The 25,512-nt window shown below is 59.9% G+C and carries 22 protein-coding genes; 11 read left to right on the top strand and 11 right to left on the bottom strand.

All coding sequences use genetic code 11. The annotated features are described in order from the left end of the window. Positions 1-298: 298 nt before the first annotated feature. The 6 genes from ACXX9E_RS23140 to ACXX9E_RS23115 are packed head-to-tail and all read left to right on the top strand — an operon-like array spanning position 299 to position 6,249. Positions 299-1,393, top strand: a complete 1,095-nt coding sequence (locus ACXX9E_RS23140; RefSeq protein ID WP_123462433.1) for an ABC transporter ATP-binding protein — start codon at positions 299-301, stop codon at positions 1,391-1,393. Next, the gene (locus ACXX9E_RS23135) at positions 1,393-2,502 is read left to right on the top strand and encodes an ABC transporter ATP-binding protein (protein WP_458556258.1); all 1,110 of its coding nucleotides are present in this window, start codon (positions 1,393-1,395) and stop codon (positions 2,500-2,502) included. The genes ACXX9E_RS23140 and ACXX9E_RS23135 overlap by 1 nt, the downstream gene beginning before the upstream one ends. Beyond that, entirely contained in the window at positions 2,499-3,365 is an 867-nt protein-coding gene (locus tag ACXX9E_RS23130) for a carbohydrate ABC transporter permease (protein WP_007912484.1), read from the top strand. The genes ACXX9E_RS23135 and ACXX9E_RS23130 overlap by 4 nt, the downstream gene beginning before the upstream one ends. Positions 3,366-3,375: 10 nt before the next feature. Further along, a complete protein-coding gene (locus ACXX9E_RS23125; RefSeq protein ID WP_123450806.1) occupies positions 3,376-4,176 on the top strand; it encodes a carbohydrate ABC transporter permease in 801 nt (266 codons plus the stop codon). Between the two features lie 10 nt (positions 4,177-4,186). Then, entirely contained in the window at positions 4,187-4,459 is a 273-nt protein-coding gene (locus ACXX9E_RS23120) for a DUF2160 domain-containing protein (protein WP_007912485.1), read from the top strand. Positions 4,460-4,506: 47 nt separating this feature from the next. Then, positions 4,507-6,249 (top strand): ABC transporter substrate-binding protein, encoded by a 1,743-nt coding sequence (locus ACXX9E_RS23115; protein WP_123462437.1) that lies wholly within the window; start codon positions 4,507-4,509, stop codon positions 6,247-6,249. 131 nt (positions 6,250-6,380) lie between these two features. On the opposite strand, the gene ACXX9E_RS23110 is transcribed toward ACXX9E_RS23115, so the two are convergent. Together ACXX9E_RS23110 and ACXX9E_RS23105 are read right to left on the bottom strand one after the other, a co-directional pair. Continuing rightward, a complete protein-coding gene (locus ACXX9E_RS23110; RefSeq protein ID WP_458556257.1) occupies positions 6,381-7,814 on the bottom strand; it encodes a heavy metal sensor histidine kinase in 1,434 nt (477 codons plus the stop codon). Continuing rightward, positions 7,811-8,485, bottom strand: a complete 675-nt coding sequence (locus tag ACXX9E_RS23105) for a heavy metal response regulator transcription factor (RefSeq protein WP_128614809.1) — start codon at positions 8,483-8,485, stop codon at positions 7,811-7,813. The genes ACXX9E_RS23110 and ACXX9E_RS23105 overlap by 4 nt, the downstream gene beginning before the upstream one ends. 590 nt (positions 8,486-9,075) lie before the next feature. Between ACXX9E_RS23105 and ACXX9E_RS23100 the strand changes: the two genes are divergently transcribed. From ACXX9E_RS23100 to ACXX9E_RS23080, 5 genes are all read left to right on the top strand, one after another. Continuing rightward, the gene (locus tag ACXX9E_RS23100) at positions 9,076-10,323 is read left to right on the top strand and encodes a TolC family protein (protein ID WP_186744360.1); all 1,248 of its coding nucleotides are present in this window, start codon (positions 9,076-9,078) and stop codon (positions 10,321-10,323) included. A gap of 49 nt (positions 10,324-10,372) precedes the next feature. Next, a complete protein-coding gene (locus tag ACXX9E_RS23095) occupies positions 10,373-11,566 on the top strand; it encodes an efflux RND transporter periplasmic adaptor subunit (protein ID WP_458556256.1) in 1,194 nt (397 codons plus the stop codon). Positions 11,567-11,581: 15 nt separating this feature from the next. After that, complete coding sequence (locus tag ACXX9E_RS23090; RefSeq protein WP_458556255.1) at positions 11,582-14,734, top strand: CusA/CzcA family heavy metal efflux RND transporter; 3,153 nt, start codon at positions 11,582-11,584, stop codon at positions 14,732-14,734. A gap of 198 nt (positions 14,735-14,932) precedes the next feature. Further along, the gene (locus tag ACXX9E_RS23085; RefSeq protein ID WP_222832557.1) at positions 14,933-15,133 is read left to right on the top strand and encodes a co-regulatory protein PtrA N-terminal domain-containing protein; all 201 of its coding nucleotides are present in this window, start codon (positions 14,933-14,935) and stop codon (positions 15,131-15,133) included. Positions 15,134-15,199: 66 nt separating this feature from the next. After that, complete coding sequence (locus tag ACXX9E_RS23080) at positions 15,200-15,532, top strand: DUF2790 domain-containing protein (protein WP_123462451.1); 333 nt, start codon at positions 15,200-15,202, stop codon at positions 15,530-15,532. Positions 15,533-15,701: 169 nt separating this feature from the next. On the opposite strand, the gene ACXX9E_RS23075 is transcribed toward ACXX9E_RS23080, so the two are convergent. The 9 genes from ACXX9E_RS23075 to nuoJ all read right to left on the bottom strand — a co-directional run bounded on the left by ACXX9E_RS23075 (position 15,702) and on the right by nuoJ (position 25,505). Next, positions 15,702-16,889 (bottom strand): acyltransferase family protein, encoded by a 1,188-nt coding sequence (locus tag ACXX9E_RS23075; protein ID WP_458556254.1) that lies wholly within the window; start codon positions 16,887-16,889, stop codon positions 15,702-15,704. Between the two features lie 177 nt (positions 16,890-17,066). Continuing rightward, positions 17,067-18,392 carry an OprD family porin gene (locus ACXX9E_RS23070; RefSeq protein ID WP_458556253.1) on the bottom strand — a complete coding sequence of 442 codons (1,326 nt, stop codon included), beginning with the start codon at positions 18,390-18,392 and terminating at the stop codon, positions 17,067-17,069. A 174-nt stretch (positions 18,393-18,566) separates the two neighbouring features. Further along, positions 18,567-18,881, bottom strand: coding sequence for a helix-turn-helix domain-containing protein (locus ACXX9E_RS23065; RefSeq protein ID WP_123462457.1), 315 nt, complete (start codon positions 18,879-18,881; stop codon positions 18,567-18,569). Beyond that, entirely contained in the window at positions 18,871-19,221 is a 351-nt protein-coding gene (locus tag ACXX9E_RS23060; RefSeq protein WP_128614670.1) for a type II toxin-antitoxin system RelE/ParE family toxin, read from the bottom strand. The genes ACXX9E_RS23065 and ACXX9E_RS23060 overlap by 11 nt, the downstream gene beginning before the upstream one ends. Positions 19,222-19,799: 578 nt before the next feature. Further along, the gene (gene nuoN / locus ACXX9E_RS23055; protein ID WP_007920173.1) at positions 19,800-21,263 is read right to left on the bottom strand and encodes an NADH-quinone oxidoreductase subunit NuoN; all 1,464 of its coding nucleotides are present in this window, start codon (positions 21,261-21,263) and stop codon (positions 19,800-19,802) included. A 7-nt stretch (positions 21,264-21,270) separates the two neighbouring features. Further along, complete coding sequence (gene nuoM / locus ACXX9E_RS23050) at positions 21,271-22,803, bottom strand: NADH-quinone oxidoreductase subunit M (RefSeq protein WP_016986254.1); 1,533 nt, start codon at positions 22,801-22,803, stop codon at positions 21,271-21,273. 39 nt (positions 22,804-22,842) lie between these two features. Next, positions 22,843-24,696 carry an NADH-quinone oxidoreductase subunit L gene (nuoL, locus tag ACXX9E_RS23045; RefSeq protein ID WP_458556252.1) on the bottom strand — a complete coding sequence of 618 codons (1,854 nt, stop codon included), beginning with the start codon at positions 24,694-24,696 and terminating at the stop codon, positions 22,843-22,845. Continuing rightward, complete coding sequence (nuoK, locus tag ACXX9E_RS23040) at positions 24,693-25,001, bottom strand: NADH-quinone oxidoreductase subunit NuoK (RefSeq protein WP_003180046.1); 309 nt, start codon at positions 24,999-25,001, stop codon at positions 24,693-24,695. Before nuoK ends, nuoL begins: the two co-directional genes overlap by 4 nt. A gap of 3 nt (positions 25,002-25,004) precedes the next feature. After that, the gene (gene nuoJ / locus ACXX9E_RS23035) at positions 25,005-25,505 is read right to left on the bottom strand and encodes an NADH-quinone oxidoreductase subunit J (protein WP_007951462.1); all 501 of its coding nucleotides are present in this window, start codon (positions 25,503-25,505) and stop codon (positions 25,005-25,007) included. Positions 25,506-25,512 lie beyond the last annotated feature (7 nt).

Raw genomic sequence — 25,512 nt, 5'->3', positions numbered from 1 at the left:
TGGGAGCGAGCTTGCTCGCGAAAGCGTCGTATCAGTCACCGAATCGGTTGAATGACACACCGCATTCGCGAACAAGCTCGCTCCCACAGGATCTCCGGTGTTCACCGAAATGAGTTCATAGAGTGTTGTTCACTATTGTTCATTGTCAATCGCTCAACTGTTCAAATGTGTTCAGCAATGAACGCCCGTTCGCCACGTTTTCGCCACTTTTCACGACAAATCAACCACTTGCCATTTCTGGCACGAATGTCGCTCTGATGCACAGGTCGCTTGACTCCAATAATAAAAAGGCCGAGCCATGTCACTCACCCTGGAGCACGTCAGCCGCACCGTCGAGGGCCAGACCTGGATCGACGATGCCTGCCTGAAATTCGAACCCGGTTCGTTCAACGTTTTGCTTGGGCGCACGCTGTCCGGCAAAACCAGCCTCATGCGGTTAATGGCCGGGCTGGACAAGCCCGACAGCGGGCGCATCCTGATGAACGGCGTCGATGTCACCCAGCGCCCGGTGCGGTTGCGCAACGTGTCGATGGTCTATCAGCAGTTCATCAATTACCCGACCATGACCGTGTTCGAGAACATCGCCTCGCCCCTGCGTCAGGCCGGGGTCTCGAAAGAAATCATTCAGAGCAAAGTGCTGGAAACCGCGAAGATGCTGCGCATCGAGAAGTTTCTGCAGCGCTATCCGCTGGAACTCTCCGGCGGCCAACAGCAGCGCACCGCCATGGCTCGCGCGCTGGTCAAGGATGCCGAGCTGATCCTGTTCGACGAGCCGCTGGTCAACCTCGATTACAAGTTGCGCGAGGAACTGCGTCAGGAAATGCGCGAGCTGTTCAAGGCGCGCCATACCATCGCGATCTACGCCACCACCGAACCCAACGAAGCGCTGGCACTCGGCGGCACCACAACCATTCTTCACGAAGGCCGGGTGATTCAGAGCGGCCCGTCGACTTCGGTGTATCACCAGCCGCAAACCGTGTTGGCGGCGGAATTGTTCTCCGAACCACCGATCAACCTGATGCCCGGACGCATCGCCGGCAACGAAGTCAGCTTCGCCAATTTCGTGCACTTCCCGTTGAACGTCGATCTGCGCCCGGTGGGTGAGGGCGAGTTCCGCTTCGGCGTGCGCCCCAGCCACATTTCGCTGGTGCCGAGCAACGATGACGATCTGGAACTGGCGGTCACCGTCGAAGTGGCGGAGATCAGCGGTTCGGAAACCTTCCTGCACGTGCGCAACGAGCATTTCCTGCTGGTGCTGCACCTGCCCGGGGTTCACGAATACGACGTCGATGCGCCGATCCGCATCTACATCCCGACCCATAAACTGTTTGTGTTCGATGCGCAGGGCCGTCTGGTGCAAGCACCGGGCCGGCGTGTCGCGAGGGTTGCCTGATGGCCGAAATCCGTTTGCAGCACCTCGCCCACAGCTACAGCAAAACCCCGAGCGGCGCGGAGGATTATGCCATCCGCGAGATGGATCACGTCTGGGAGCAGGGCGGCGCCTACGCCTTGCTCGGGCCGTCGGGTTGCGGCAAGTCGACGTTGCTCAACATCATTTCCGGCCTGCTCAGCCCCTCGCAGGGCCATGTGTTGTTCGACGGCAAAGCGGTGAATGACCTGACGCCGGAGAAGCGCAACATCGCCCAGGTTTTCCAGTTTCCGGTGGTCTACGACACCATGACGGTGTTCGATAACCTCGCCTTTCCGCTGCGCAATCAGGGCATGGCCGAGGCGAAAGTGCACAGCAAGGTGCAGGAAATTGCCGAAGTTCTCGACCTGCAAAACCTGCTGAGCAAAAAGGCCTGTAACCTCACCGCCGACGAAAAACAGAAAGTCTCCATGGGCCGTGGTCTGGTGCGTGACGACGTCTCGGCAATCCTCTTCGACGAACCGCTGACGGTGATCGACCCGCACCTGAAGTGGAAACTGCGGCGCAAGCTCAAGCAGATCCACGAGCAATTCAACATCACCATGGTCTACGTCACCCACGATCAACTGGAAGCCTCGACCTTCGCCGACAAGATTGCGGTGATGTACGGCGGCCAGATCGTTCAGTTCGGTACGCCAAGGGAATTGTTCGAGCGGCCGAGCCACACCTTTGTCGGCTACTTCATCGGCAGTCCGGGGATGAACCTGATCGACGTGCAGCCGCAACCCGGCGGCGTCGGTTTCGCCTCGACGCACCTGCCGTTGTCCGACGCCATGCAACGGCATATCGAGCACGGTCAGTGGAAAAATCTGAAGGTCGGCATCCGCCCCGAGTTCATTCATGTGTGGGACGAGCCGTTTGATGACGCGATGCAGGCGCGGGTCGTACACGTCGAAGACCTCGGCACCTACAAGATCATGACCCTCGACCTTGATGGCGCGCCGCTCAAGGTGCGCCTGACCGAAGACAAACCGGTGCCGCAGGGCACGGCGTACATCAGTTTTCCAGCGCAGTGGTTGATGGTCTATGCCGATGAATTTCTGCTTGAAGCCGGTGATGAGGTGCAGCCATGAACAAGGTGCAGAACAACAAGGCCTGGTGGCTGGTGTTGCCGGTGTTTCTGCTGGTGGCCTTCAGTGCGGTGATCCCGATGATGACCGTGGTCAACTATTCGGTGCAGGACATCTTCGACCAATCCAGCCGCTACTTCGTTGGCGCCGATTGGTACAAGCAAGTGCTGCTCGATCCACGTCTGCACGACTCGCTGCTGCGCCAGTTCATCTACTCCGCGTGCGTGTTGCTGATTGAAATCCCGCTGGGCATCGCCGTCGCCCTGACCATGCCGACCAAGGGCCGCTGGTCGTCGGTGGTGCTGATCATTCTGGCAATCCCGCTGCTGATCCCGTGGAACGTGGTCGGCACGATCTGGCAGATCTTCGGCCGCGCCGACATCGGCTTGTTGGGTTCGAGCCTTAACGCGATGGGCATCAGCTACAACTATGCGGCCAACACCATGGACGCCTGGGTCACGGTGCTGGTGATGGACGTCTGGCACTGGACTTCATTGGTGGCGCTGTTGTGCTTCTCGGGTCTGCGGGCGATTCCCGACGTGTATTACCAGGCGGCGCGCATCGACCGGGCGTCGGCGTGGGCAGTGTTCCGCCACATTCAGTTGCCGAAGCTGAAAAGCGTGCTGCTGATCGCGGTGATGCTGCGTTTCATGGACAGCTTCATGATCTACACCGAGCCGTTCGTGCTCACCGGCGGCGGGCCGGGTAACGCCACGACCTTCTTGAGTCAGACGTTGACGCAGATGGCGGTAGGGCAATTCGACCTCGGTCCGGCAGCGGCGTTTTCGCTGGTGTACTTCCTGATCATCCTGTTGGTTTCGTGGCTGTTCTACACCGCCATGACCCATTCCGACGCCAACCGCTGAGGGCCCGGCCATGAGCAAGAGAAAGCTGATTCCGCTGCTGGTGTACATCCTGTTCCTGCTGGTGCCGATCTACTGGCTGCTGAACATGTCGTTCAAGAGCAACACCGAAATCCTCGGCGGCCTGACCCTTTTTCCCCAGGACTTCACGCTGGCGAACTACAAGGTGATCTTCACCGATCCGAGTTGGTACAGCGGCTACATCAACTCGCTGTACTACGTCAGCCTCAACACGGTGATCTCACTGAGCGTGGCGTTGCCGGCGGCGTATGCGTTTTCGCGTTATCGCTTCCTCGGCGACAAACACCTGTTCTTCTGGCTGCTGACCAACCGCATGGCGCCGCCGGCGGTGTTTCTGCTGCCGTTCTTCCAGTTGTATTCGTCGATCGGGCTGTTCGACACGCACATCGCCGTGGCGCTCGCGCACTGCCTGTTCAACGTGCCGCTGGCGGTGTGGATTCTCGAGGGCTTCATGTCCGGCGTGCCTAAGGAAATCGACGAAACCGCCTACATCGACGGCTACAGTTTCCCCAAGTTCTTCGTGAAGATTTTTATCCCGCTGATCGGCTCCGGCATCGGCGTGACGGCGTTTTTCTGCTTCATGTTTTCCTGGGTCGAACTGTTGCTGGCGCGCACGCTGACCTCGGTGAATGCCAAGCCGATTGCCGCCGTGATGACGCGCACGGTCTCGGCCTCGGGCATCGACTGGGGCGTGCTGGCGGCGGCGGGGGTGTTGACCATCCTGCCGGGCATGCTGGTGATCTGGTTTGTTCGCAACCACGTGGCCAAGGGCTTTGCCCTCGGTCGGGTCTGAGGAGCTGATGATGGAATGGATGAGCTGGACTACACCTACCGCAGCTTTCTTCATCGTCATCGGCCTGATTCTGGTTGGTATGACGACATGGGAGTTGCGCTCGCCGAGCATCCTGCGGCGAGGTTTTCTGCCGATTGCCACCACCCGTGGTGATCGCTTGTTTATCGGTCTTCTCGGCAGCGCCTACCTGCATTTGCTGGTGATCGGCGCCACCGACTGGAGCATCTGGGTGGCGTCCGCGTTGTCCCTGGTGTGGCTGTTGGCTGTGATGCGTTGGGGCTAGTCGAGTCGTTCGGCAACGCGGCTCCACAACTTAAACAGGAGGTCTCTATGTTCGACAAAAACAATAAGCTGCGACATAGCATTTCATTGGCAGCCATGCTGGCACTCAGCGGTTTGAGCGCCGCCGCGTGGGCGGATGCCTACGAAGACGCGGCGAAAAAATGGATCGGCAGTGAATTCAAACCGTCGACCCTGACGGCGGAGCAGCAACTCGAAGAACTGAAGTGGTTCATCAAGGCCGCCGAGCCGTTTCGCGGCATGGAAATCAAAGTGGTTTCCGAGACCCTGACCACCCACGAATACGAGTCCAAGGTGCTGGCCAAGGCCTTCACCGAAATCACCGGGATCAAGCTGACCCACGACCTGCTGCAAGAAGGCGACGTGGTGGAAAAAATGCAGACGGTGATGCAGTCGGACAAAAACATCTACGACGGCTGGGTCAACGACTCGGACCTGATCGGCACGCACTTTCGCTACGGCAAGACCGAGTCGATCACCGACCTGATGGCCAACGAAGGCAAGAACTTCACCTCGCCGACCCTCGACATCAAGGACTTCATCGGCATCTCGTTCACCACCGCGCCGGACGGCAAGGTTTATCAGCTGCCTGACCAGCAGTTCGCCAACCTGTACTGGTTCCGTGCCGACTGGTTCGAACGCGCCGACCTGAAAGCCAAGTTCAAGGAAAAGTACGGCTACGAACTCGGCGTGCCGGTGAACTGGTCGGCCTATGAAGACATCGCCAAATTCTTCAGCGAAGACGTCAAGGAAATCGACGGCAAGCGCGTCTACGGACACATGGACTACGGCAAGAAAGACCCGTCGCTGGGCTGGCGTTTCACCGATGCCTGGTTCTCCATGGCCGGTGGCGGCGACAAGGGCCTGCCCAACGGCTTGCCGGTGGACGAGTGGGGGATTCGCGTCGAGGACTGCCACCCGGTCGGCTCCAGCGTGACTCGCGGCGGCGACACCAATGGTCCGGCGGCGGTGTTCGCCACCACCAAGTATGTCGACTGGCTGAAGAAGTACGCGCCACCGGAAGCGGCAGGCATGACCTTCTCCGAATCTGGTCCGGTACCGTCGCAAGGCAACATCGCCCAGCAGATTTTCTGGTACACCGCGTTCACCGCCGACATGACCAAACCGGGTCTGCCGGTGGTCAACGCCGACGGCACGCCGAAATGGCGCATGGCGCCGTCGCCGCGCGGACCGTATTGGGAGGAGGGCATGAAGCTTGGGTATCAGGACGTGGGGTCGTGGACGTTCATGAAATCCACGCCTGAGAAACAGAAACTCGCGGCGTGGCTGTATGCGCAGTTCGTCACCTCGAAAACCGTTTCGCTGAAGAAAACCATTGTGGGCCTGACGCCGATTCGCGAGTCGGACATCAACTCGCAGGCGATGACCGATCTGGCGCCGAAGCTCGGTGGCCTGGTCGAGTTCTACCGCAGCCCGGCCCGCGTGCAATGGACCCCGACCGGGACCAACGTGCCGGACTATCCGCGTCTGGCGCAATTGTGGTGGAGCCACATCGCCGAAGCGGCCAGCGGCGAGAAGACCCCGCAACAGGCGCTGGATGGTTTGGCCAAGGATCAGGACGCGATCATGACGCGTCTCGAACGCTCCAAGGCGCAAGCGGTGTGTGCACCGAAAATGAACCCGGAGCGCGACGCGCAATACTGGTTTGATCAACCGGGTGCACCGAAACCGAAACTGGCCAACGAGAAGCCGAAGGGCGAGACCGTGAGCTACAACGAACTGCTGAAATCGTGGGCGGATGCGCGCAAGTGATAGTGGAACGGTGAAAGGCAAACGGCACCGCAAGGTGCCGTTTTCATTTGTGCTTGATCGACCGCCATCGCTGGCAAGCCAGGCTCCCACAGGTTTCTGTGGTGTGCACAAAACTCTGTGTACACCGCAATTCACTGTGGGAGCTGGCTTGCCAGCGATGGGGCCATTGGTGTCGCCACAGGAAAGCCCAGGCGGAACACGGTCATGGCGCCGGGCAGGCTTTTCACCTCCGCCACCCCCTGATGCAGGCTCATGATCGAGCGCACAATCGCCAGCCCCAGCCCGGTGCTGCCCTGCGAACGCGAGCGGGCGCTGTCGACGCGGTAGAAACGATCGAACAGATGCGGCAGATGCTGCGCCTCGATCCCCGCCCCCGGATTGCTCACCAACAGCGCAGCCTGTGTCGCACCTTGCTCGATCAGCAGCGTCACGGTTTTCCCCTCCGGGCAGTGGCGCAGCGCATTCGACAGCAAATTGGAAACCGCCCGCTGAATCATCAACCGGTCACCCTGCACCGACGCGCTGCCGACGACGTTCATGTGAATGTTCTTTTCCTGCGCCGACAACGAAAACATTTCGGCCACTTTTGCGACCTCAGCCTCCAGCGCCACCGATTCAAACGGCGCCAGCGCCGACGGATGACTGACTTGCGCCAGAAACAGCATGTCCGAAACAATCCGCGCCACGCGCTCCAGCTCCTCGGTGCAGGACACCAATACGTCCTTGTATTCCTCGGTTGTGCGTTCGCGGGACAAGGTCACCTGGGCTTTGCCCATCAGGTTGTTGATCGGCGTGCGCAGCTCATGGGCCAGGTCATCGGAGAACTGCGACAACTGCTGCACCCCGGCATCCAGCCGATGCAGCATGACGTTGATGCCCTGGGCCAGTTCGCTCAATTCCTGTGGCATGTTCACCACCGACAGCCGATGGTCCAGGTCCTGGGTCGAGACCATCGCCGCCACTTTGCGAAACTCGCGCATCGGCGCCAGGCCGCGCTGCACCGCACCCCACGCGGTGAGGCCGATGAACACCAGCAACAGCGGCAGGGCAATCAGCGTCGAGCGCAGATAGGCGCTGAGCAAGGCCTGATCGTGGGCGTTGTCCATCGACAGCAACACCGGCACGCGGTTGCCATCCTTGAGCCGAATCAACTTCGATGCGGTAAGGAATTTCGCCCCCTCGGCATCGGTACTGTCGCTGTAGGTCAACTGATCGGTCGCCGCTCGCACTGCCCGCAATTCGACCCGCGGATCCCTCAGCCCGGAGCCGGTTTTGAGCAACGGCGAACGCAGGTTCAAGCGGTCATAAATGGTCAGCGTCAGGTTGTCATGGCCCATGACCTGATCGAGCAGAATGTGCGGCTTGCCACTGACTTCCTTGGCGTCGACGTACAGCGACAGGCTGTGCTCCACCTGCGCCATCTTCTTTTGCAAGCTGTCGCGCGACAGCGCGTTGAGCTCATGGGTCAGGGCGAAATACGCCAGGATCGCCAGAAACACCACCAGCATCGCGCCGAGCGTACTCACCGTCAGACCGAGGCGCATCGACAGGCTGGCCGGCTTCATTCCCGTGCCTCCAGCACGTAACCGACACCGCGCAGGGTATGGATCAGCTTGTGCTCGAACGGGTCGTCGATTTTTGCCCGCAAGCGGCGGATCGACACTTCGACCACGTTGGTGTCGCAATCGAAGTTCATGTCCCACACCAGCGAGATGATCTGCGTGCGGGTCAGCACCTCGCCGGACTGGCGCATCAGCAGGTGCAGCAGGGCGAATTCCTTGGTGGTCAGGTCGATGCGCTGCGCGCCACGAAACGCCCGATGGCGGCCCGGATCGAGTTCCAGATCGGCGACTTTCAGTACCTGCGGCACCGGGATGTTTTCGCTGCGGCGCATCAAGGTGCGCACCCGCGCCAGCAGTTCGGGAAACTCGAACGGCTTGACCAGATAGTCATCGGCGCCCAGGTCCAGACCGCGGATTTTGTCCGCCAGCCGCCCGCGTGCGGTGAGCATCATCACCCGCGTTGAGTGGGTGCGGCGCAGTTGTTCCAGCACGCCCCAGCCGTCCAGTTCCGGCAGGTTCACGTCGAGAATGATCAGGTCATAAGTCTGCTGTTGCGCCAGATGCAATCCATCGGCACCGGTGGCGGCGTGGTCAACGATATAACCACTTTCGGTCAAACCCTGATGCAAGTATTCGGCAGCTTTAAGCTCGTCCTCGACGACAAGGATTCGCATGATCTATCACCACTTTTATTTAATGGATATTTAATTAAGGTGACCGGGAAAGTTATTGTTTTTGTAAGGTCTTCCGGACGTTGTTCTATAACGATAAGAAGCCCCTCACCCTAACCCTCTCCCAGAGGGAGAGGGTTAGGGTGAGGGGCTTCAGAACTGCACCGACGTGGAACATCTTTACGGAATCCATAGTCGACTTGATTTAACAGGTCGATGGAAAGTGTCATACACCTCGGTCGGCTCCCTCTCCCCCGGGAGAGGGCTGGGGTGAGGGGAAGTCCGGACAATAAAGGTTGTAGTGGCTACAGGGTCAACCGCCAAGCGCTTTAAAACGCTGCTCTGCGACAGCCGGTCGCAGCACAAGCCACAAAATCCTTATGAGTTTGATTCCCGCAAGTGCTGTTCAGCAGATAACTATTGTGTTTTTGTTTCGATGTATTTCGATAGAACCGTTTGCACTTCGCATCCTAGAACAAAACAACTTCGGCAAACCGTGGATGACGGATTTGTAATCTTCCAGTCACCTTGTCGATAAGTTCAAAACTCTACCGTGGCGGCATCAAAGATTCTTGATTAAAGGAAGTCTTCCATTGCCCGGTTTAACAGAGCTGATGGCGCGATCACGCCTGAAAAAAATAGCCAGCGGCATTCTGTTGCTGGCCACTGCAAACCTTGCGGTTGCATCGACCCTGACTCTGGAGCAGGCCCTGCAAACGGCCTTCGCCGGCAACCCCGATCTGGCCGCCGCGCAGTGGGAAATCGGGATTGCCGAGGGCGATCGCCAGCAGGCAGGCCTGATCCCCAACCCCGAGGTGTCGTGGGAGGCTGAAGACACCCGGCGCAACTCGCGCACCACCACGGTGATGCTCAGCCAGCCGATCGAACTGGGCGGCAAACGCGGCGCCCGCATCGACGTCGCCAGCCGCGCGCAGGACGCTGCCGGCATCGAACTGGAGCGCAAGCGCAATGCCTTGCGTGCCGATGTAATTCAGGCGTTCAACAGTGCGCAAACCGCGCAGCAGCGTTTGCAGCTGTCCCGGCAATCTCTGCAATTGGCCGAGCACGGTGTGCGCGTAGCCCAAGGGCGCATTGAGGCGGGTAAATCGTCGCCGGTCGAGGGTACGCGGGCGCAAGTGCAGCTCTCGGAAGTGCGCCTTGAACTGAGCCGAGCCGAACGCGATCAGGCCACCGCGTACCAACAACTGGCGCAGGTCATGGGCGCGCCGTTGCCGACGTTGACCAAGGTGCAGGCACCCACGCAAAGCATGCCGGCCGTTCCACCTCCGACAAAATTGCTTGAGCGTCTGAACGAGACCGCCGAACTGCGTCTGGCCACGTTGCAGATTGATCAGCGCGAAGCGTCGCTGGGCCTCGAAAAGTCCCAGCGCATTCCCGACCTCACCGTGAGTATCGGCAGTCAGTACAGCGAAACCGAGCGCGAGCGGGTCAACGTGGTCGGGCTGTCGATGCCGATTCCGTTGTTCAACCGCAATCAGGGCAACGTGCTCGCCGCTGCTCGCCGAACCGATCAGGCGCGGGATCTGCGCAACGCCACCGAGCTGCGTTTGCGCACGGAAATCCAGACCAGCCTCGAGCAATGGCAGACCGCCAACGGCGAAGTCAAAGCCTTCAATCAGACCATCCTGCCCGCTGCGCAAAGTGCGGTGGACAGCGCCACCCGTGGTTTCGAAATGGGCAAGTTCGGCTTCCTCGATGTGCTCGACGCCCAACGCACGTTGATCGCCGCGCGCAGCCAATACATCCAGGCCGTCAGCGAGGCGACCGACGCCCGCGTGCGCCTCGAACGGATCTTCGGCGACCTCAGTGTCAGCCCTTGAATTTGACTTTTCACATCACTGCGCGCGGGCACGGCGCAGAGGAGTTTGCATGGATAAAAAACTGATGGTGGTCGCGGTGGCGACCCTGGCGCTGGGCATTGGCATCGGCTCGATGTGGGCGGGCAATGCACCGCTCGAGGCTCACGCCGATGAGGCGGCAGAACATGCGGATCACGCCGAAGAAAACGCGGCAGCCGAAGGCGAGCATGACGAAGAGGGGCATATCGAATTGAGCGCCGAGCAGATCACCTCGGCGGGCATTCAACTGGCCGAGGCGCAGGCGCAGCGCTTCAGCCTCGGCCTGTCGTTCCCCGGTGAAGTGCGTTTCGACGAGGATCGCACCGCCCACGTTGTGCCGCGAGTGCCGGGAGTGGTCGAGTCAGTGGCGGTCAACCTCGGGCAACCGGTGAAAAAAGGTCAGTTACTGGCGGTGATTGCCAGCCAGCAGATCTCCGATCAGCGCAGCGAACAGGCGGCTGCGCAACGCCGTCTGGACTTGGCGCGGACAACCTACGAGCGCGAGAAAAAACTCTGGCAGGACAAGATCTCCGCCGAACAGGATTTCTTACAGGCTCGCCAGGCACTGCAAGAAGCGGAAATCACCATGAACAATGCTCGACAGAAAATCAGTGTGCTCAGCGGTAGCGTGGTCGCCAGCGGCGGCAATCGCTATGAACTGCGCGCACCGTTCGACGGCGTGGTGGTGGAAAAACACCTGACACCCGGCGAGGTGGTCGATGAAAGCACGGCTGCTTTCACCCTGTCCGACTTGTCCCGCGTGTGGGTCACGTTCGGTGTTTCACCCAAGGACTTGACCAAGGTGCAGGTGGGCAAACCAGTCACCGTCAGCGCGCCTGAACTGAAAGCCGAAGTGACTGGCAACGTGGCCTACGTCGGCAGTCTGCTCGGTGAACAGACCCGCACCGCGACCGTTCGCGTGACGCTGGAAAACCCGCAGGGCTCATGGCGCCCGGGGCTGTTCGTCAGCGCACGGGTGGCCACCGACAGCCGCGAAGTGAAAGTCGCTGTGCCGGAGACCGCGATCCAGACCGTCGAGGACAAACCTACGGTGTTCGTCCGAACCGATGATGGCTTCAAGGCGCAAGCGGTGGAGCTGGGCGGCCGTGCAGCCGGCCACGTCGAAATCACTCAAGGGCTGGAACCGGGCGCGCAAGTCGCCAGCGCCGGCAGCTTCGTCCTCAAGTCGGAGCTGGGCAAAGCCTCAGCCGAGCACAGCCATTAATTCTGGAAGGTCCTCATGTTCGAACGCCTGATCCAGTTTGCCATCGAGCAGCGCATCATTGTGCTGCTCGCCGTTCTGCTTATGGCCGGCCTCGGCATCGCCAGTTATCAAAAGCTGCCGATCGACGCCGTGCCCGACATCACCAACGTTCAGGTACAGATCAACACCGGCGCCGCCGGGTTTTCGCCGCTGGAAACCGAACAGCGCATCACCTTCCCGATTGAAACCGCCATGGCCGGTCTGCCGGCACTCGAACAGACCCGTTCGCTGTCGCGTTCGGGGCTGTCGCAAGTGACGGTGATCTTCAAGGACGGCACTGACCTGTTCTTCGCCCGTCAATTGGTCAACGAGCGTTTGCAGATCGCCAAGGAGCAATTGCCTGAAGGCGCAGAGGCGGTGATGGGGCCGATCTCTACCGGGCTCGGCGAGATTTTTCTGTGGACGGTTGAGGCGAAGGAGGGCGCGCTCAAGGACGACGGCACCGCGTACACGCCGACCGATCTGCGGGTGATTCAGGACTGGATCATCAAGCCGCAACTGCGCAACGTGCCGGGTGTCGCCGAGATCAACACCATCGGTGGTTTTGCCAAGGAATATCAGATCGCGCCGGACCCGAAACGCCTGGCCGCGTACAAGCTGACCCTCACCGATCTGGTCACCGCGCTGGAGCGCAACAACGCCAACGTCGGCGCCGGTTATATCGAGCGCAGCGGCGAGCAGTTGCTGATCCGCGCACCGGGGCAAGTGGCGAGCACCGAGGACATCGCCAACATCGTCATGGCCAACGTCGACGGCACGCCGATCCGGGTGAAGAACGTCGCCACCGTGGAAATCGGCCGTGAATTGCGCAGCGGTGCGGCCACCGAAAACGGTCGGGAAGTGGTGCTGGGCACCGTGTTCATGCTGATCGGCGAGAACAGCCGTACCGTGTCGCAAGCGGTCGCGAGCAAGCTCGAACAGATCAATAAATCCCTGCCCCAAGGCGTGATTGCCGTGCCGGTTTACGACCGCACGCACTTGGTCGACAAAGCCATTGCCACGGTGAAAAAGAACCTCGTTGAAGGCGCGGTCCTGGTCATTGCGATTCTGTTCCTGTTCCTCGGCAATATCCGTGCGGCGCTGATTACCGCGATGGTGATTCCGCTGTCGATGCTGTTTACCTTCACCGGCATGTTCAGCAACAAGGTCAGTGCCAACCTGATGAGCCTCGGCGCGCTGGACTTCGGGATTATTGTCGACGGCGCGGTGGTGATTGTCGAAAACACCCTGCGCCGCTTGGCCCATGCGCAGCAGCATCACGGCCGTTTGCTGAGCCGTGCCGAGCGTTTCAGGGAAGTCTTTGCCGCAGCGAAAGAGGCGCGGCGGCCGCTGATTTTCGGCCAGTTGATCATCATGGTGGTGTACCTGCCGATCTTCGCCCTGAGCGGCGTCGAAGGGAAAATGTTCCACCCGATGGCGTTCACCGTGGTCATCGCGTTGCTCGGTGCCATGTTGCTTTCCGTGACCTTCGTGCCGGCGGCGATTGCGCTGTTCGTCACCGGCAAGGTCAAGGAAGAAGAGGGCGCGGTGATGCGTGGCGCGCGCCGGGTGTATGCGCCGGCGCTGGCGTGGGTGATGAGTCATCGGGCAATCGCAGTGGGCGCGGCGTTGGCCGTGATCGTGCTCAGCGGCGTGCTCACCAGTCGCATGGGCAGCGAGTTTGTGCCGAGCCTCAGCGAAGGCGATTTTGCCCTGCAAGCGTTGCGCGTGCCGGGCACCAGCCTGACGCAGTCGGTGGACATGCAGCAGCGGCTGGAGACCTTGATTCTGGCAAAAGTGCCGGAAGTCGAACGCGTCTTTGCCCGCACCGGCACCGCCGAAATCGCTTCCGACCCTATGCCACCGAACATCTCCGACAGTTACGTGATGCTCAAACCCATAGACCAATGGCCAGACCCGAAAAAGCCCCGTGAAACCCTGATGGCTGAACTGCAAGCCGCTGCCGCGACGTTGCCGGGCAGCAACTACGAACTGTCGCAGCCGATCCAGTTGCGCTTCAACGAACTGATCTCCGGCGTGCGCAGCGATGTCGCGGTCAAGGTGTTCGGCGATGATATGGATGTACTCAACGCCACGGCGGCGAAGATTGCGGCAGCGATGCAGAAGGTCAGCGGCGCGTCTGAAGTGAAGGTCGAGCAGACCACCGGGTTGCCGGTGTTGACCATTAACATCGACCGCGACAAGGCGGCGCGTTATGGCCTCAACGTTGGCGATGTGCAGGACACCATCGCCGTCGCAGTGGGCGGGCGTCAGGCCGGCACCTTGTACGAGGGCGATCGGCGTTTCGACATGGTGGTGCGCTTGTCCGATGCCATGCGCAAGGACATCGACGGCCTGGCGGCGTTGCTGATTCCGGTGCCGGCGCTGAGCGGTGCGGCGAATCAGATCGGTTTTATCGCGCTGAAGGACGTCGCCAGCCTCGACCTGGTGCTCGGGCCGAATCAGGTCAGCCGCGAAAACGGCAAGCGTCTGGTGATCGTCAGCGCCAACGTGCGCGGGCGCGATATCGGTTCGTTTGTCAGCGAGGCCGGTGAGGTGATCGAGCGCGATGTGCAGGTCCCGGCCGGTTACTGGACCCGTTGGGGCGGGCAATTCGAGCAACTGCAATCGGCGGCCAGGCGCTTGCAGATCGTGGTGCCGGTGGCGTTGCTGCTGGTGTTCGGGTTGCTGTTCATGATGTTCAACAATCTCAAGGACGGCTTGCTGGTGTTTACCGGGATTCCGTTTGCCTTGACCGGCGGCGTCATGGCGCTGTGGTTGCGCGATATTCCGTTGTCGATTTCGGCTGGCGTGGGGTTTATCGCATTGTCCGGGGTGGCGGTGCTCAACGGGTTGGTGATGATCGCGTTCATTCGCAATTTGCGTGAAGAGGGAAGGTCGCTGGCGGAGGCGATTAATGTCGGCGCGCTGACGCGCTTGCGGCCGGTGTTGATGACGGCGCTGGTGGCGTCGCTGGGCTTTATTCCGATGGCACTTGCGACAGGTACCGGCGCGGAAGTGCAGCGGCCGTTGGCGACGGTGGTGATTGGCGGGATTCTGTCTTCGACGATCCTCACGTTGCTGATCTTGCCTGCGCTGTACCAGATCGCCCATCGCCGGGATGAGGACCCGATCCCCACTGGGCCGTGATCTTTTGTAGGGGTGAACCTGCTCGCGATATCGGTCTATCTGCCGGATTTACATCGGCTGACCCACCGCCATCGCGAGCAGGCTCACTCCTGCGGGTTTTGTATACGTACATGACGAATCTGTAATTCCCCCGCCACCGTCACGAAAGGTGCGCCTTGTTACCTTGATCCCGTCAGCTACTTAAACGAGGAATCAACGATGAAATTCGCCCGACTGAGCACCTTTGCAGCCGCCCTGATGCTGTCGTCCCTGGCCTTGGCCGAAGGCGGTGGTGACCGCACTTTCGACCGCATGATGAGCGCCAATGACCGCGCCGTAGAGCTGTTCGTCGCCAAGGAACAGGCTCGCGACCCGGTCGTCGTCAACGAGAAGAAAGACGACCAGAGCAAAAAACTGTAAGCACCGCGCACTGGAACAAGCCCGTTGTCGCGTGTCGATGCCGGGCTTTTATAGGGAGGAGTAAACATGCAGTTGATCAAATGGATGACCGTCGCCGGCATCATGGCCATGTCTGCGAATGTGCTGGCCGAAGGCGGTGGTGATCGCACTTTCGAGCGCGCGTTCAGCGCCAATGCCAAAGCCATGCAGCAATACGCGGCCGCGCGCGGCAAGGCGGCGCCAGTGGTCAAGGAATATGAATACGGGATGAAGCTCGACGTGGTGAACATCGTCAGCGTGGTGAAGCCGCAACCCGCTTGCTCGGTGGTCCCGACCGCCATGACCTACGAGGATTCCAAGGGGCAGCTCAATACGCTCAGATACAGCGTGGCAGGCGCGTGCCGCAACCGCGGCGGCTAACCAACAGCCAACCTCAGACCTGCCGAAGGCTGCGATCTTTTGAGCTTGATCTTAAAAATCAAAATCAAAAGATCGCAGCCTTCGGCAGCTCCCGCACGGGGGGATTTTCAGTCTCACGATCGGTATGTCGATTCGTGATGTTCATCCCCGCGCACCGCTGCGACTCGGACTATTTGGCCGGCAATCGCGCGACGTCGGCTTCGGCGGGTTCTGGCGCGGCTTCCTGGTTCAACTTGCGGCGGGCGATCTCGGCGCCGCGCAGACGCAGTGGCGTTTCGATGAAGCGATAATTGAGTTCGCTGAGCACCAATAGCAACCCCACCGATGTCAGCAGCAACTCCAGCGTAAAGCGCCCATCCAGCGGTACATCCTGACTGGCGGCGACACGCGTCCAGATCTCGGTACTCAGGTGATTGGCGAACACGTGGATCACATAGAGGCCATAGGACCGCGAACCGAGCCACTGCATGAAGCCGCGCAGGACGGCCGGGCAGTAGATGTAGCCTTTCTGGTAGCTGGCCAGCCAGACTATCAGCACCGCGACGATCGCGATCAAACCGACGGCAATCGGCACCGCGATCAGCTGAGTGGCGATCGCGCCCAGCATGTAGAGCAGAAACAGCGTGCACAGCAACGGTTTGAGCATTCCCTGACCCAGCCCGACCGGTTCTATCTGTTGATAGAGACGGGTACGGGTAAACAGGCACAGGAGAATGCCCCAGAGCATGGCGTCCAGGCGGAAGGACGAGAGCATGCTGCTGGCGGGGTTGCCGAAGGGATTGCGGTCCAGACCGAACTGCAAGGCAATGAGTGCGAACAGTGCGATGACCCGCCAGCGTGGGGCCGTGATGAACAGCAGGAAAAACGGGAATACGAAGTAGAACTGCTCTTCGAGCGCCAGGCTCCAGTACTGAGGGCTTGGGCCCAGCAGGCTGTTGTATTGATTCGCCAGGTTACCGCTGAAAGTCGCAACGGCGGTGAAACTGCGCAGATTGTCGAACCACGAACCGAAGATGTTCGACTGGTTGAACGCAATGGAAAAGATCAGCGGGATCAGTATCCAGAGCCAGGCCGTCGGCAATAGACGGTAGGCACGGCGCAGCCAGAAACACGCCGCTGCCAGGCCGAACTGGCCTTGTGCGCGGTGTTTGTCGAAATAGTCCAGATAGGCCTTGCTGACTACGAAGCCGGAAATACAGAAGAACAGATCGACGCCGGTCCAGGGCATGAAGATCGAGAAAATCCGTAGCAGCACATCAACATGGAACGGCAGCAACATGTTGACATGGCTCAGGAGGGTCATGGCGACAGCAGCCCCTCGCAAGTATTCGATTTCCAGGTTTTTACGGCTACTCATCGATCCCTCGTTATTCTTGTTGGTCTGCGCAGGCGAAGATGGCAGGTCGCCGACGGTCCGGTCAAGAAAACGATAACTTTTTGCGAAGCAAAAAAGGCGCCCCGAAGGACGCCAAAGGATTCACCTCTTACCAAAGGAGCAAGGAGCTTCTAAAGGTGAATTTTCATCAACGAGCAGTCAGAGAATGGCCAGCGGGTATTCGACAATCACCCGTACTTCATCCAGGTCGGACTCGAACGCCGTGGCGCGGGTGGTGGCCTGGCGCAAGCGCAGCGACAGGTCTTTCAGTGAACCGCTCTGCACCACGTATTTGACTTCGATATTGCGCTCCCAGCGCTTCTGGTCGGTCAGCGGATTACCCTCGGCGTCGCGGCGCATGTACACGGCATTGGCGTTGCTGTAATCGGCATCGGTGCCGCGCGCATATCGGGTCATGAACGACAGGCCGGGCACGCCGTAAGTGCTCATGTCGAGGTCATAACGCACCATCCACGAACGTTCTTGCGGCGAGTTGAAGTCGCTGTACTGAATGGAGTTGTCGAGAAAGATCGAGTCGGACTGGCGCAGGTAATCGAAGTCGTCATTACCGTTGTTGCGCTGGTGGGAGAGGGCGACGGAGTGGGCGCCGAGCTTCATACCGACCCGGCCGCTCCAGATGTTGTTGTCGAACTCGCCAAGCAGTTGTTTGCCTTCGTCGACCGCCTTGTAATAGTTCAGGCCGCCGAACAGCGAGAGGTCGTCAGACAGGGGATAGGTCCATGCGGTGCCGGCGTAGTATTGATTCCAGGCATCCTTGAGGCGACTGGAGTACAGACTGAAACTGAGGTTCTTGTTCAGCACGTAGTCGCCACCGCCGTAAGCGATCCACGGCGAATTGACCGGGCCGCCGTAGAACGTGGCGAAGTTTTCGCGCAGGTCGCTGGACACCGGTTGGCTCATCGCATGCAAACGCCCGCCCTGAATCGACAGGCCCGCAATGCTGGTGTTGGTCGCCGTCACCCCGCGAAAGCTTTCCGGCAGCAGGCGCGAGTCACCGGCCGCCACCATCGGGTTGGCCGGGAACACATCACCGACCTTGACCACTGTACCGAACGCCCGCACTTTGGCGGCGCCACCGATTTTGCTGTATTCGTCCCGTGCCTGGCCGTCTCGGTTGACCGGCAACACATCGAACGAACTGCGCCCACCGTTGCGCCCGTCACCGGTGTCGAGTTTCAAACCGATCATGGCAAACGCATCGACCCCGACCCCGACGGTGCCTTGGGTGAAACCGGATTCGAACTTGCTGATCACCGCATGCGCCCAGGCTTCGGAATAACCATTGCCGGTAGGGCTGGACTGGCCGTTACGGTGATCACGATTGAAGTAGAGGTTACGGTTGAGCACCGTCAGGCTGCTGCCTTCGACAAAGCCTTCGGGCTTGTCCTCTGCAGACACCAGGGACGGCCCTGAACCGACCACCACCGCTAAAGCGGCCAACGATATTTTTGTAGGGTTAACCATCAAACACTCCTTGGGTTCGGCAGAACGGGAACGTGCGTCGGCGTGGGTTTTATTGTTCGACGGGCAAGGGCCCGTCGGCATGGGTCGCCGGGTGACATCGTTGCAAGCTGCGGATAACGCCAAGGTGATGGGGGAATTACAATTTGGTCATGTGGGCGGGGTGGAAATGCTGTGTCAGGTCAGCGCTGCGAGTTGTTCGATCGTTTGTGGGAAGCGTTCGACCAGACGGATCAGGGTGGTGGCCTGAGCATTGGGTGTCGCTCGTCCTTGTTCCCAGTTTTCCAGCGTTCGCGTGTTGGTGCGCAGATACATTGCGAATACTGACCGGGACAGATTCAGTTGCTGACGGATGGCGACGACTTCATCCGCAGTGATCGGCATCAGTTTTGGCAACTGAACCTTGTGGGTACGCAAGGTGATTTTGCCTTGGCGTTCATCGGCCAGTGCTTCCAGTCCATCCATCAGTTCGGAAAAAATGTCACGTTTCATAGTGGGTTCTCGCGTTGAGTTCTTTATCCAGTGTCTTTCTGAAAAGTTTTTTCTGGGCAGGCGTCAAATCGTCCTGCTCGTTTTTGCTGTAGACGGTAAAGAGCCAGAACTGATCGAAGCCTGACCACCAGTAATAAATCACTCGTAATCCGCTACGTTTACCTTTCCCTCTTCGTTGGTCGCTAAAGCGAATTTTACGAAGCCCGCCTGTGTCCTCGATGAGATCGCCCGCTTCCGGATTTTTCAGCAACTCCAGTTGCAAGCTGCGAAACAGATCGTCATCCAGATAGTCGTCTCGGTGCTTCTGAAACACAGGCAATTCGATAAATAGAGCATCCATGTTCTGTACGTTACCTGCGTATAGTGTTGTCTCGATAATCGAATCGGTCAAGGCCTCCTGGCCTTGCTTTTCGTCCCTTTTTTAACGGTAGACGCCGGTCGTAAAAACACCTGTAGGACGAATCGCCGCGTGTGGTGAGAACGTTCGATGGATCTATGAAGAAGCTTCGCAACTGGCGTGTCAGAACAATCGCGCAGCAGTGTCCAGCGCCGAATGGCGATAGCGGCGGGGTGTCAGGTTATGAAGAGGTTGAGTGTGCCGACGCCTTCGCGGGCAAGCCACGCTCCCACAGTCATCCGGGAAGACACAGAATCTGACAACGACACACGACCTGGAGCGAGCCTGCTCGCGATAGCGGATTGTCAGGCAATGAAGATGTTGAATGTCCCAACACCTTCGCGAGCCGGCTCACTCCCACAGTGGTTTCAGATGTGCCCGAATGTTGTGAACGGCACACAAACCTGTGCGAGCCGGACTTGCCCGCGATGAGGCCAACGGCAGTGCTCGAGGTGATAAATCCCGCAAAAACAAAAACGGCACCCGAAGGTGCCGTTTCCGTTTTGTAGCCCGCCAGGCAATCAGCCCGCCAGACCCGCCTGCTGAACCAGAGTCAGCAATGGCTGCGGGTACACACCCAGGAAGAACGCAACCAGGGCGATAGCCAGCAGCATCACGCCGCCTGCCTTCTGTTCCCAGTGCAATTGGGCGTCGTGGCGACGCAGGTTTGGCTCGATCAGGTACAGGGTGACCATCACGCGCAGGTAGTAGAACACGCCGATGGCGCTGCCCAGAACCAGCGAGCCGACCAGCCACCATTGGTGCGATTCAACACCGGTAGCGATGATGTAGAACTTGCCGATGAAGCCCGCGGTCAGCGGGATACCGGCCAGGGACAGCATCATCACGGTCAGAACGGCGGTCAGGTACGGACGGCGCCAGAACAGGCCGCGGTATTCGTACAGAGCGTCTGCGTCACGGCCGTTGTACGGCGAGGACATCAGGGTGATCACGCCGAAGGCACCGAGGCTGGTGATCACGTAGGTGACCAGGTAGACGCCAATGGCTTCCACCGCCAGACCCTTGCTCGCCACCAGAGCGATCAGCAGGTAGCCGAAGTGCGCGATGGACGAGTAACCGAGCAGACGCTTGAGGTTGCTCTGGGTCAGGGCCAGCAGGTTACCGAACAGGATCGACGCAATCGCGATCACGGTCAGCACGTCGCTCAGCACGCCGCTGCTGGCAGCAGGGGAGATCTGGAACAGACGCACCATCACCGCGAACACCGCAACCTTGGAAGCGGTCGCGAGGAACGCCGCCACCGGTGCCGGAGCACCTTCGTAGACGTCCGGCGTCCACAGGTGGAACGGCACCAGCGACAGCTTGAACGCCAGACCGATCAGCATCATGCCCAGGCCCAGTTGTGCCAGCGAGCTCGGCAGGCCAGTTGCAGCCAGCGCCTGACCGATGCCAACGAAGCTCAGCGAACCCGAGTCGGCGTACAGCAGGGCCATACCGAACAACAGGAACGCGGAACCGGCGGCCGACAGCACCATGTACTTGATGCCGGCTTCCAGCGAACGCTTGTTGAAGAAGGCGTAAGCCACCAGACCGTAAACCGGTACCGAGAGCAGTTCCAGACCGATGAACAACCCGGCCAGGTGCTGCGCGCTGACCAGAACCAGGCCACCGGCGGCGGCCATCAGGATCAGCAGGTACAGTTCTTCACGGTTGCCCGGGTAACCCGAACCGCCATCGCCCAAATAGGCGTGGGCGAGGGTGACGCAGGCGAGGGTGGCGACCAGGATCAGCGCCATGTACAGGCAAGCAAAGGTGTCGATCTGCAGCAATGGGGTCACGGCCAGAGGCGCGACTTTCAGGGCTGGCAGGATCGACAGCAGGGCCAGGTTCAGACCGGCGACCGAGATCAGGAAGGTCTGCGAGTGGTTGCGGCGCCAGGCGATTGCCAGCATCACCACGATAATGGTGAGGCTGGTGATCAACAGTGGCGCAAGCGCAATAAAGTGTTGAATCGTGAATTCCATAGCGCTCTTACCGGGCCGAAGCGAGTTGAGTGAAGGCGGTGCCGAGCCACTGCTGCACGCCATGCATCGTGGCGGCAGACGTGTCGAGGAACGGTTGCGGGTAAACGCCGAGGTAAACCAGCAGTACCGCAAGGCCCAGCACCATGATCAGTTCGCGAGCGTCCATGCCGTGCAGGATCGAATCCGATTTCGACGGACCGAAGTAGGCACGGTGGATCATGATCAGCGAGTAGACCGAACCGAACACCAGACCGGAGGTGGCAATCGCAGTGATCCAAGGCCAGCTGGCGAAAGAGCCGATCAGGATCAGGAACTCACCGACAAAGTTACCGGTACCCGGCAGACCCAACGAAGCGGCTGCAAAGAACAGGCTGATCGCCGGCAGGTAAGCGATACGCGACCACAGACCGCCCATCTCACGCATGTCACGAGTGTGCAGACGCTCGTACAACTGACCGCTGAGGATAAACAGTGCTGCCGCCGACACACCGTGCGCCAGCATCTGGATCACTGCACCTTGCAGGGCCAGTTGGCTGCCGGAGTAGATGCCGATCAACACGAAGCCCATGTGGGACACGGAAGAGAAGGCGATCAGACGCTTGATGTCGGTTTGTGCGAAAGCGAGGAACGCACCGTAGAAGATCCCGATTAGACCGAGGGTCATGGCGATCGGCGCAAACTCGGCCGAAGCATTCGGGAACAGCGGCAGGGCGAAACGCAGCAGACCGTAGGCCGCGGTTTTCAGCAGGATACCGGCGAGGTCGACGGAACCGGCAGTCGGCGCCTGGGCGTGGGCATCAGGCAACCAGGAGTGGAACGGTACGACTGGCAGCTTGACCGCGAAGGCGATGAAGAAGCCGAGCATCAGGATGTACTCGGTGGTCATCGACATCTTGGTTTTCAACAGATCGGCGTAGTTGAAGGTAATCACGCCGGTGTTGTTGAAGTTGACCAGCACCAGACCGAGGATCGCCACCAGCATGATCAGGCCGGAAGCCTGAGTGAAGATGAAGAACTTGGTCGCTGCGTAGATCCGGGTTTTCTTGCCGTCCGAAGAACTGTGACCCCAGAGCGCGATGAGGAAGTACATCGGCACCAGCATCATTTCCCAGAAGAAGAAGAACATGAACAGGTCGAGGGCGAGGAACACGCCGACCACGCCGCCCAGGATCCACATCAGGTTCAGGTGGAAGAAGCCAACGTGACGTTGAATCTCTTTCCACGAGCAGAGTACCGAGAGGATACCCAGCAGGCCGGTCAGCAGGATCATCAACAGCGACAGGCCGTCGAGGGCCAGATGCACGTTGATGCCGAAGCGCTGGATCCAGACGTGCTTGAACTCAAGCGCCCAGGTCGGATCGGCGCCAGGCGCCGGAGCAAATGAATAGTCACCGTGGGCCCACAGCCAGAGGCCGAGGGCGAGTTCCAGGGTCATGGTCAACAGCGCAATCCAGCGGGGGAGGGTAGCGCCGAAGCGCTCACCCATCCAGCACAGCAGGCCGCCGATGAAGGGGATCAGGATTAGCCAAGGCAGAATCATGACGGGCTCGTTTCCTTTCGCAAATTCGCAAGGTTCATATCAGACCGCTACCAGCACGATGGCGCCAATGACCAGCACGGCACCAGCAGCCATCGAAGCAGCGTACCAACGCAGTTGACCGGTCTCGGTGCGGCTCAGGGCAGTGTGACCACCCTTGGCCATACGCGGGATCAGACCGATGGTCTGGTCGAGCGGGTCTTTGCGCAGTACGTGGCTGATCGCCAGGTAAGGCTTGACGAACAGTTTGTCGTAGATCCAGTCGAAGCCCCAGGCAGCGAACCACCAGGCCGAAAGGAAACGGCCGATGCCGCTGTTGGCAATCGCCGTCACGAAGCGACGCTTGCCGAGGAACAGCAGCGCTGCCAGCAGGATACCGGCCAGGGCAATGGCGCCCGAGGCGATTTCCAGACTGTGCTTGGCTTCGCCACCGGCATGCCCAACGCTTTCCGGCAGTACGCCGTGCAGCGGTGGCACGATCATGGCGCCGACGAAGGTCGACAGCACGATCAGCACCGACAGCGGCAGCCAGTGCGAGATGCCGTGACCGGCGTGGGCTTCAGTCTTGGCTTCACCGTGGAACGTGATGAAGATCAGGCGGAAGGTGTACAGCGAAGTCATGAACGCGCCGACCAGACCTGCGTAAAGCAGACCGTGGTTGCCGCTGGCGAACGCTTCCCAAAGGATTTCGTCCTTGGAGTAGAAGCCTGCGGTGACCAGTGGCAGAGCGGCCAGCGCAGCACCACCGACGATGAAGCTGGCGTAGGCCAGTGGCAGTTTTTTCCACAGACCGCCCATCTTGAAGATGTTCTGCTCGTGGTGGCAGGCAACGATCACCGCACCGGAAGCAAGGAACAGCAGGGCCTTGAAGAAGGCGTGGGTCATCAGGTGGAAAATCGCGCCATCCCAGGCGCCAACGCCCAGCGCCAGGAACATGTAGCCGATCTGGCTCATGGTCGAGTAGGCGAGGATACGTTTGATGTCGGTCTGTACCAGTGCGGCGAAGCCTGCGAGAACCAGGGTCACACCACCAACGATGCCGACCAGGTGCAGGATGTCCGGCGCCAGGGTGAACAGTCCGTGGGTACGGGCGATCAGGTAGACACCGGCGGTCACCATGGTTGCAGCGTGGATCAGTGCCGACACCGGGGTCGGGCCGGCCATTGCGTCCGCGAGCCAGGTTTGCAGTGGCAGTTGCGCCGATTTACCGACCGCACCACCCAGCAGCATCAGGGTCGCCAGAGTGATCCAGAAGTCGCCGACCTGGAATTTCTGCGGTGCCAGCACCAGCAGTTCCTGGATGTTCAACGTGCCCACTTGCTGGAACAGGATGAACAGGCCGATGGCCATGAACACGTCGCCGATCCGGGTGACGATGAAGGCCTTGAGTGCGGCGTTACCGTTGTTGCGGTTGCTGTAGTAGAAACCGATCAACAGGTACGAGCACAGGCCCACGCCTTCCCAGCCGAAGTACAGGAACAACAGGTTATCGCCGAGTACCAGGAACAGCATGCTGGCGATAAACAGGTTGGTGTACGAGAAGAAGCGCGAGTAACCCGCTTCGCCGCGCATGTACCAGGACGCGAACAGATGGATCAGGAAACCGACGCCCACCACCACGCCGAGCATGGTGATCGACAGGCCGTCGATGTAGAGGGCGAAGTCAGGCTTGAAGCCTTCGACCGCCATCCACTTCCAAAGCACCAGGGTGTAGTGACCGCCTTCGGGAGGCGCGACGTTGAATTGCCAGATGACGTAGGCGGCGACAATCGCCGACAAGCCAATGGAACCCACGCCGATCAGCGCCGAGAGGTTTTCCGACCAGCGTCCACGGGAGAACGACAGCAGCAGGAAACCGATCAGAGGGAATACGAAAGTCAGAAAGATTAGGTTCATCCGCGCATCTCACTGGCAGCGTCGATATCGAGCGTGTGGAAGCGGCGATACAGTTGCAGCAGGATCGCCAGGCCAATACTGGCTTCGGCGGCTGCCAGGCTGATCACCAGGATGAACATGATCTGTCCATCCGGTTGCGCCCAGCGGGCGCCCGCAACGATGAAGGCCAGTGCAGAGGCGTTCATCATCACTTCCAGACTCATCAACACGAACAAAATGTTGCGGCGGACCATCAGGCCGACCAGACCAAGGCAGAACAGGATGCCGGCAACGGCCAATCCATGCTCGAGAGGGATAGCAGGCATGTCTTACTCCTTCGCCTCGTTACGGCCCAAATGGAACGCCGTGACGGCTGCGGCGAGCAGCAGCATCGAGGCGAGTTCGACCACCAGCAGGTACGGACCGAACAGGCTGATGCCCACGGCTTTCGCGTCTACGGTGGTGTGGCCGATGGCCTGACCGCTCTGATGAGCGAACAGCACATACAGCAGTTCGGCCAGCAGCAGGGCGGCGAGAATCACCGGTCCTGCCCAGATGCCGGGCTTGAGCCAGGTGCGTTCCTGCTGAACCGAGGCGGGCCCCAGGTTCAGCATCATCACCACGAACACGAACAGCACCATGATGGCGCCGGCGTAGGCGATCACTTCCAGCACGCCGGCGAACGGTGCGCCGAGTGCGAAGAAGGTCATGGCCACGGCGATCAACGAGATGATCAGGTAGAGCAGGGCGTGCACAGGGTTGGTGTTGGTGACCACACGTAGCGTGGACACAACAGCGATACCCGATGCGAAATAGAAAGCGAATTCCATCGTTCTT

The organism is Pseudomonas sp. GNP014, assembly GCF_054344005.1.
The sequence above is the reverse complement of the archived record's forward strand: the minus strand, read 5'-3'. Positions and strand labels throughout refer to the sequence as shown.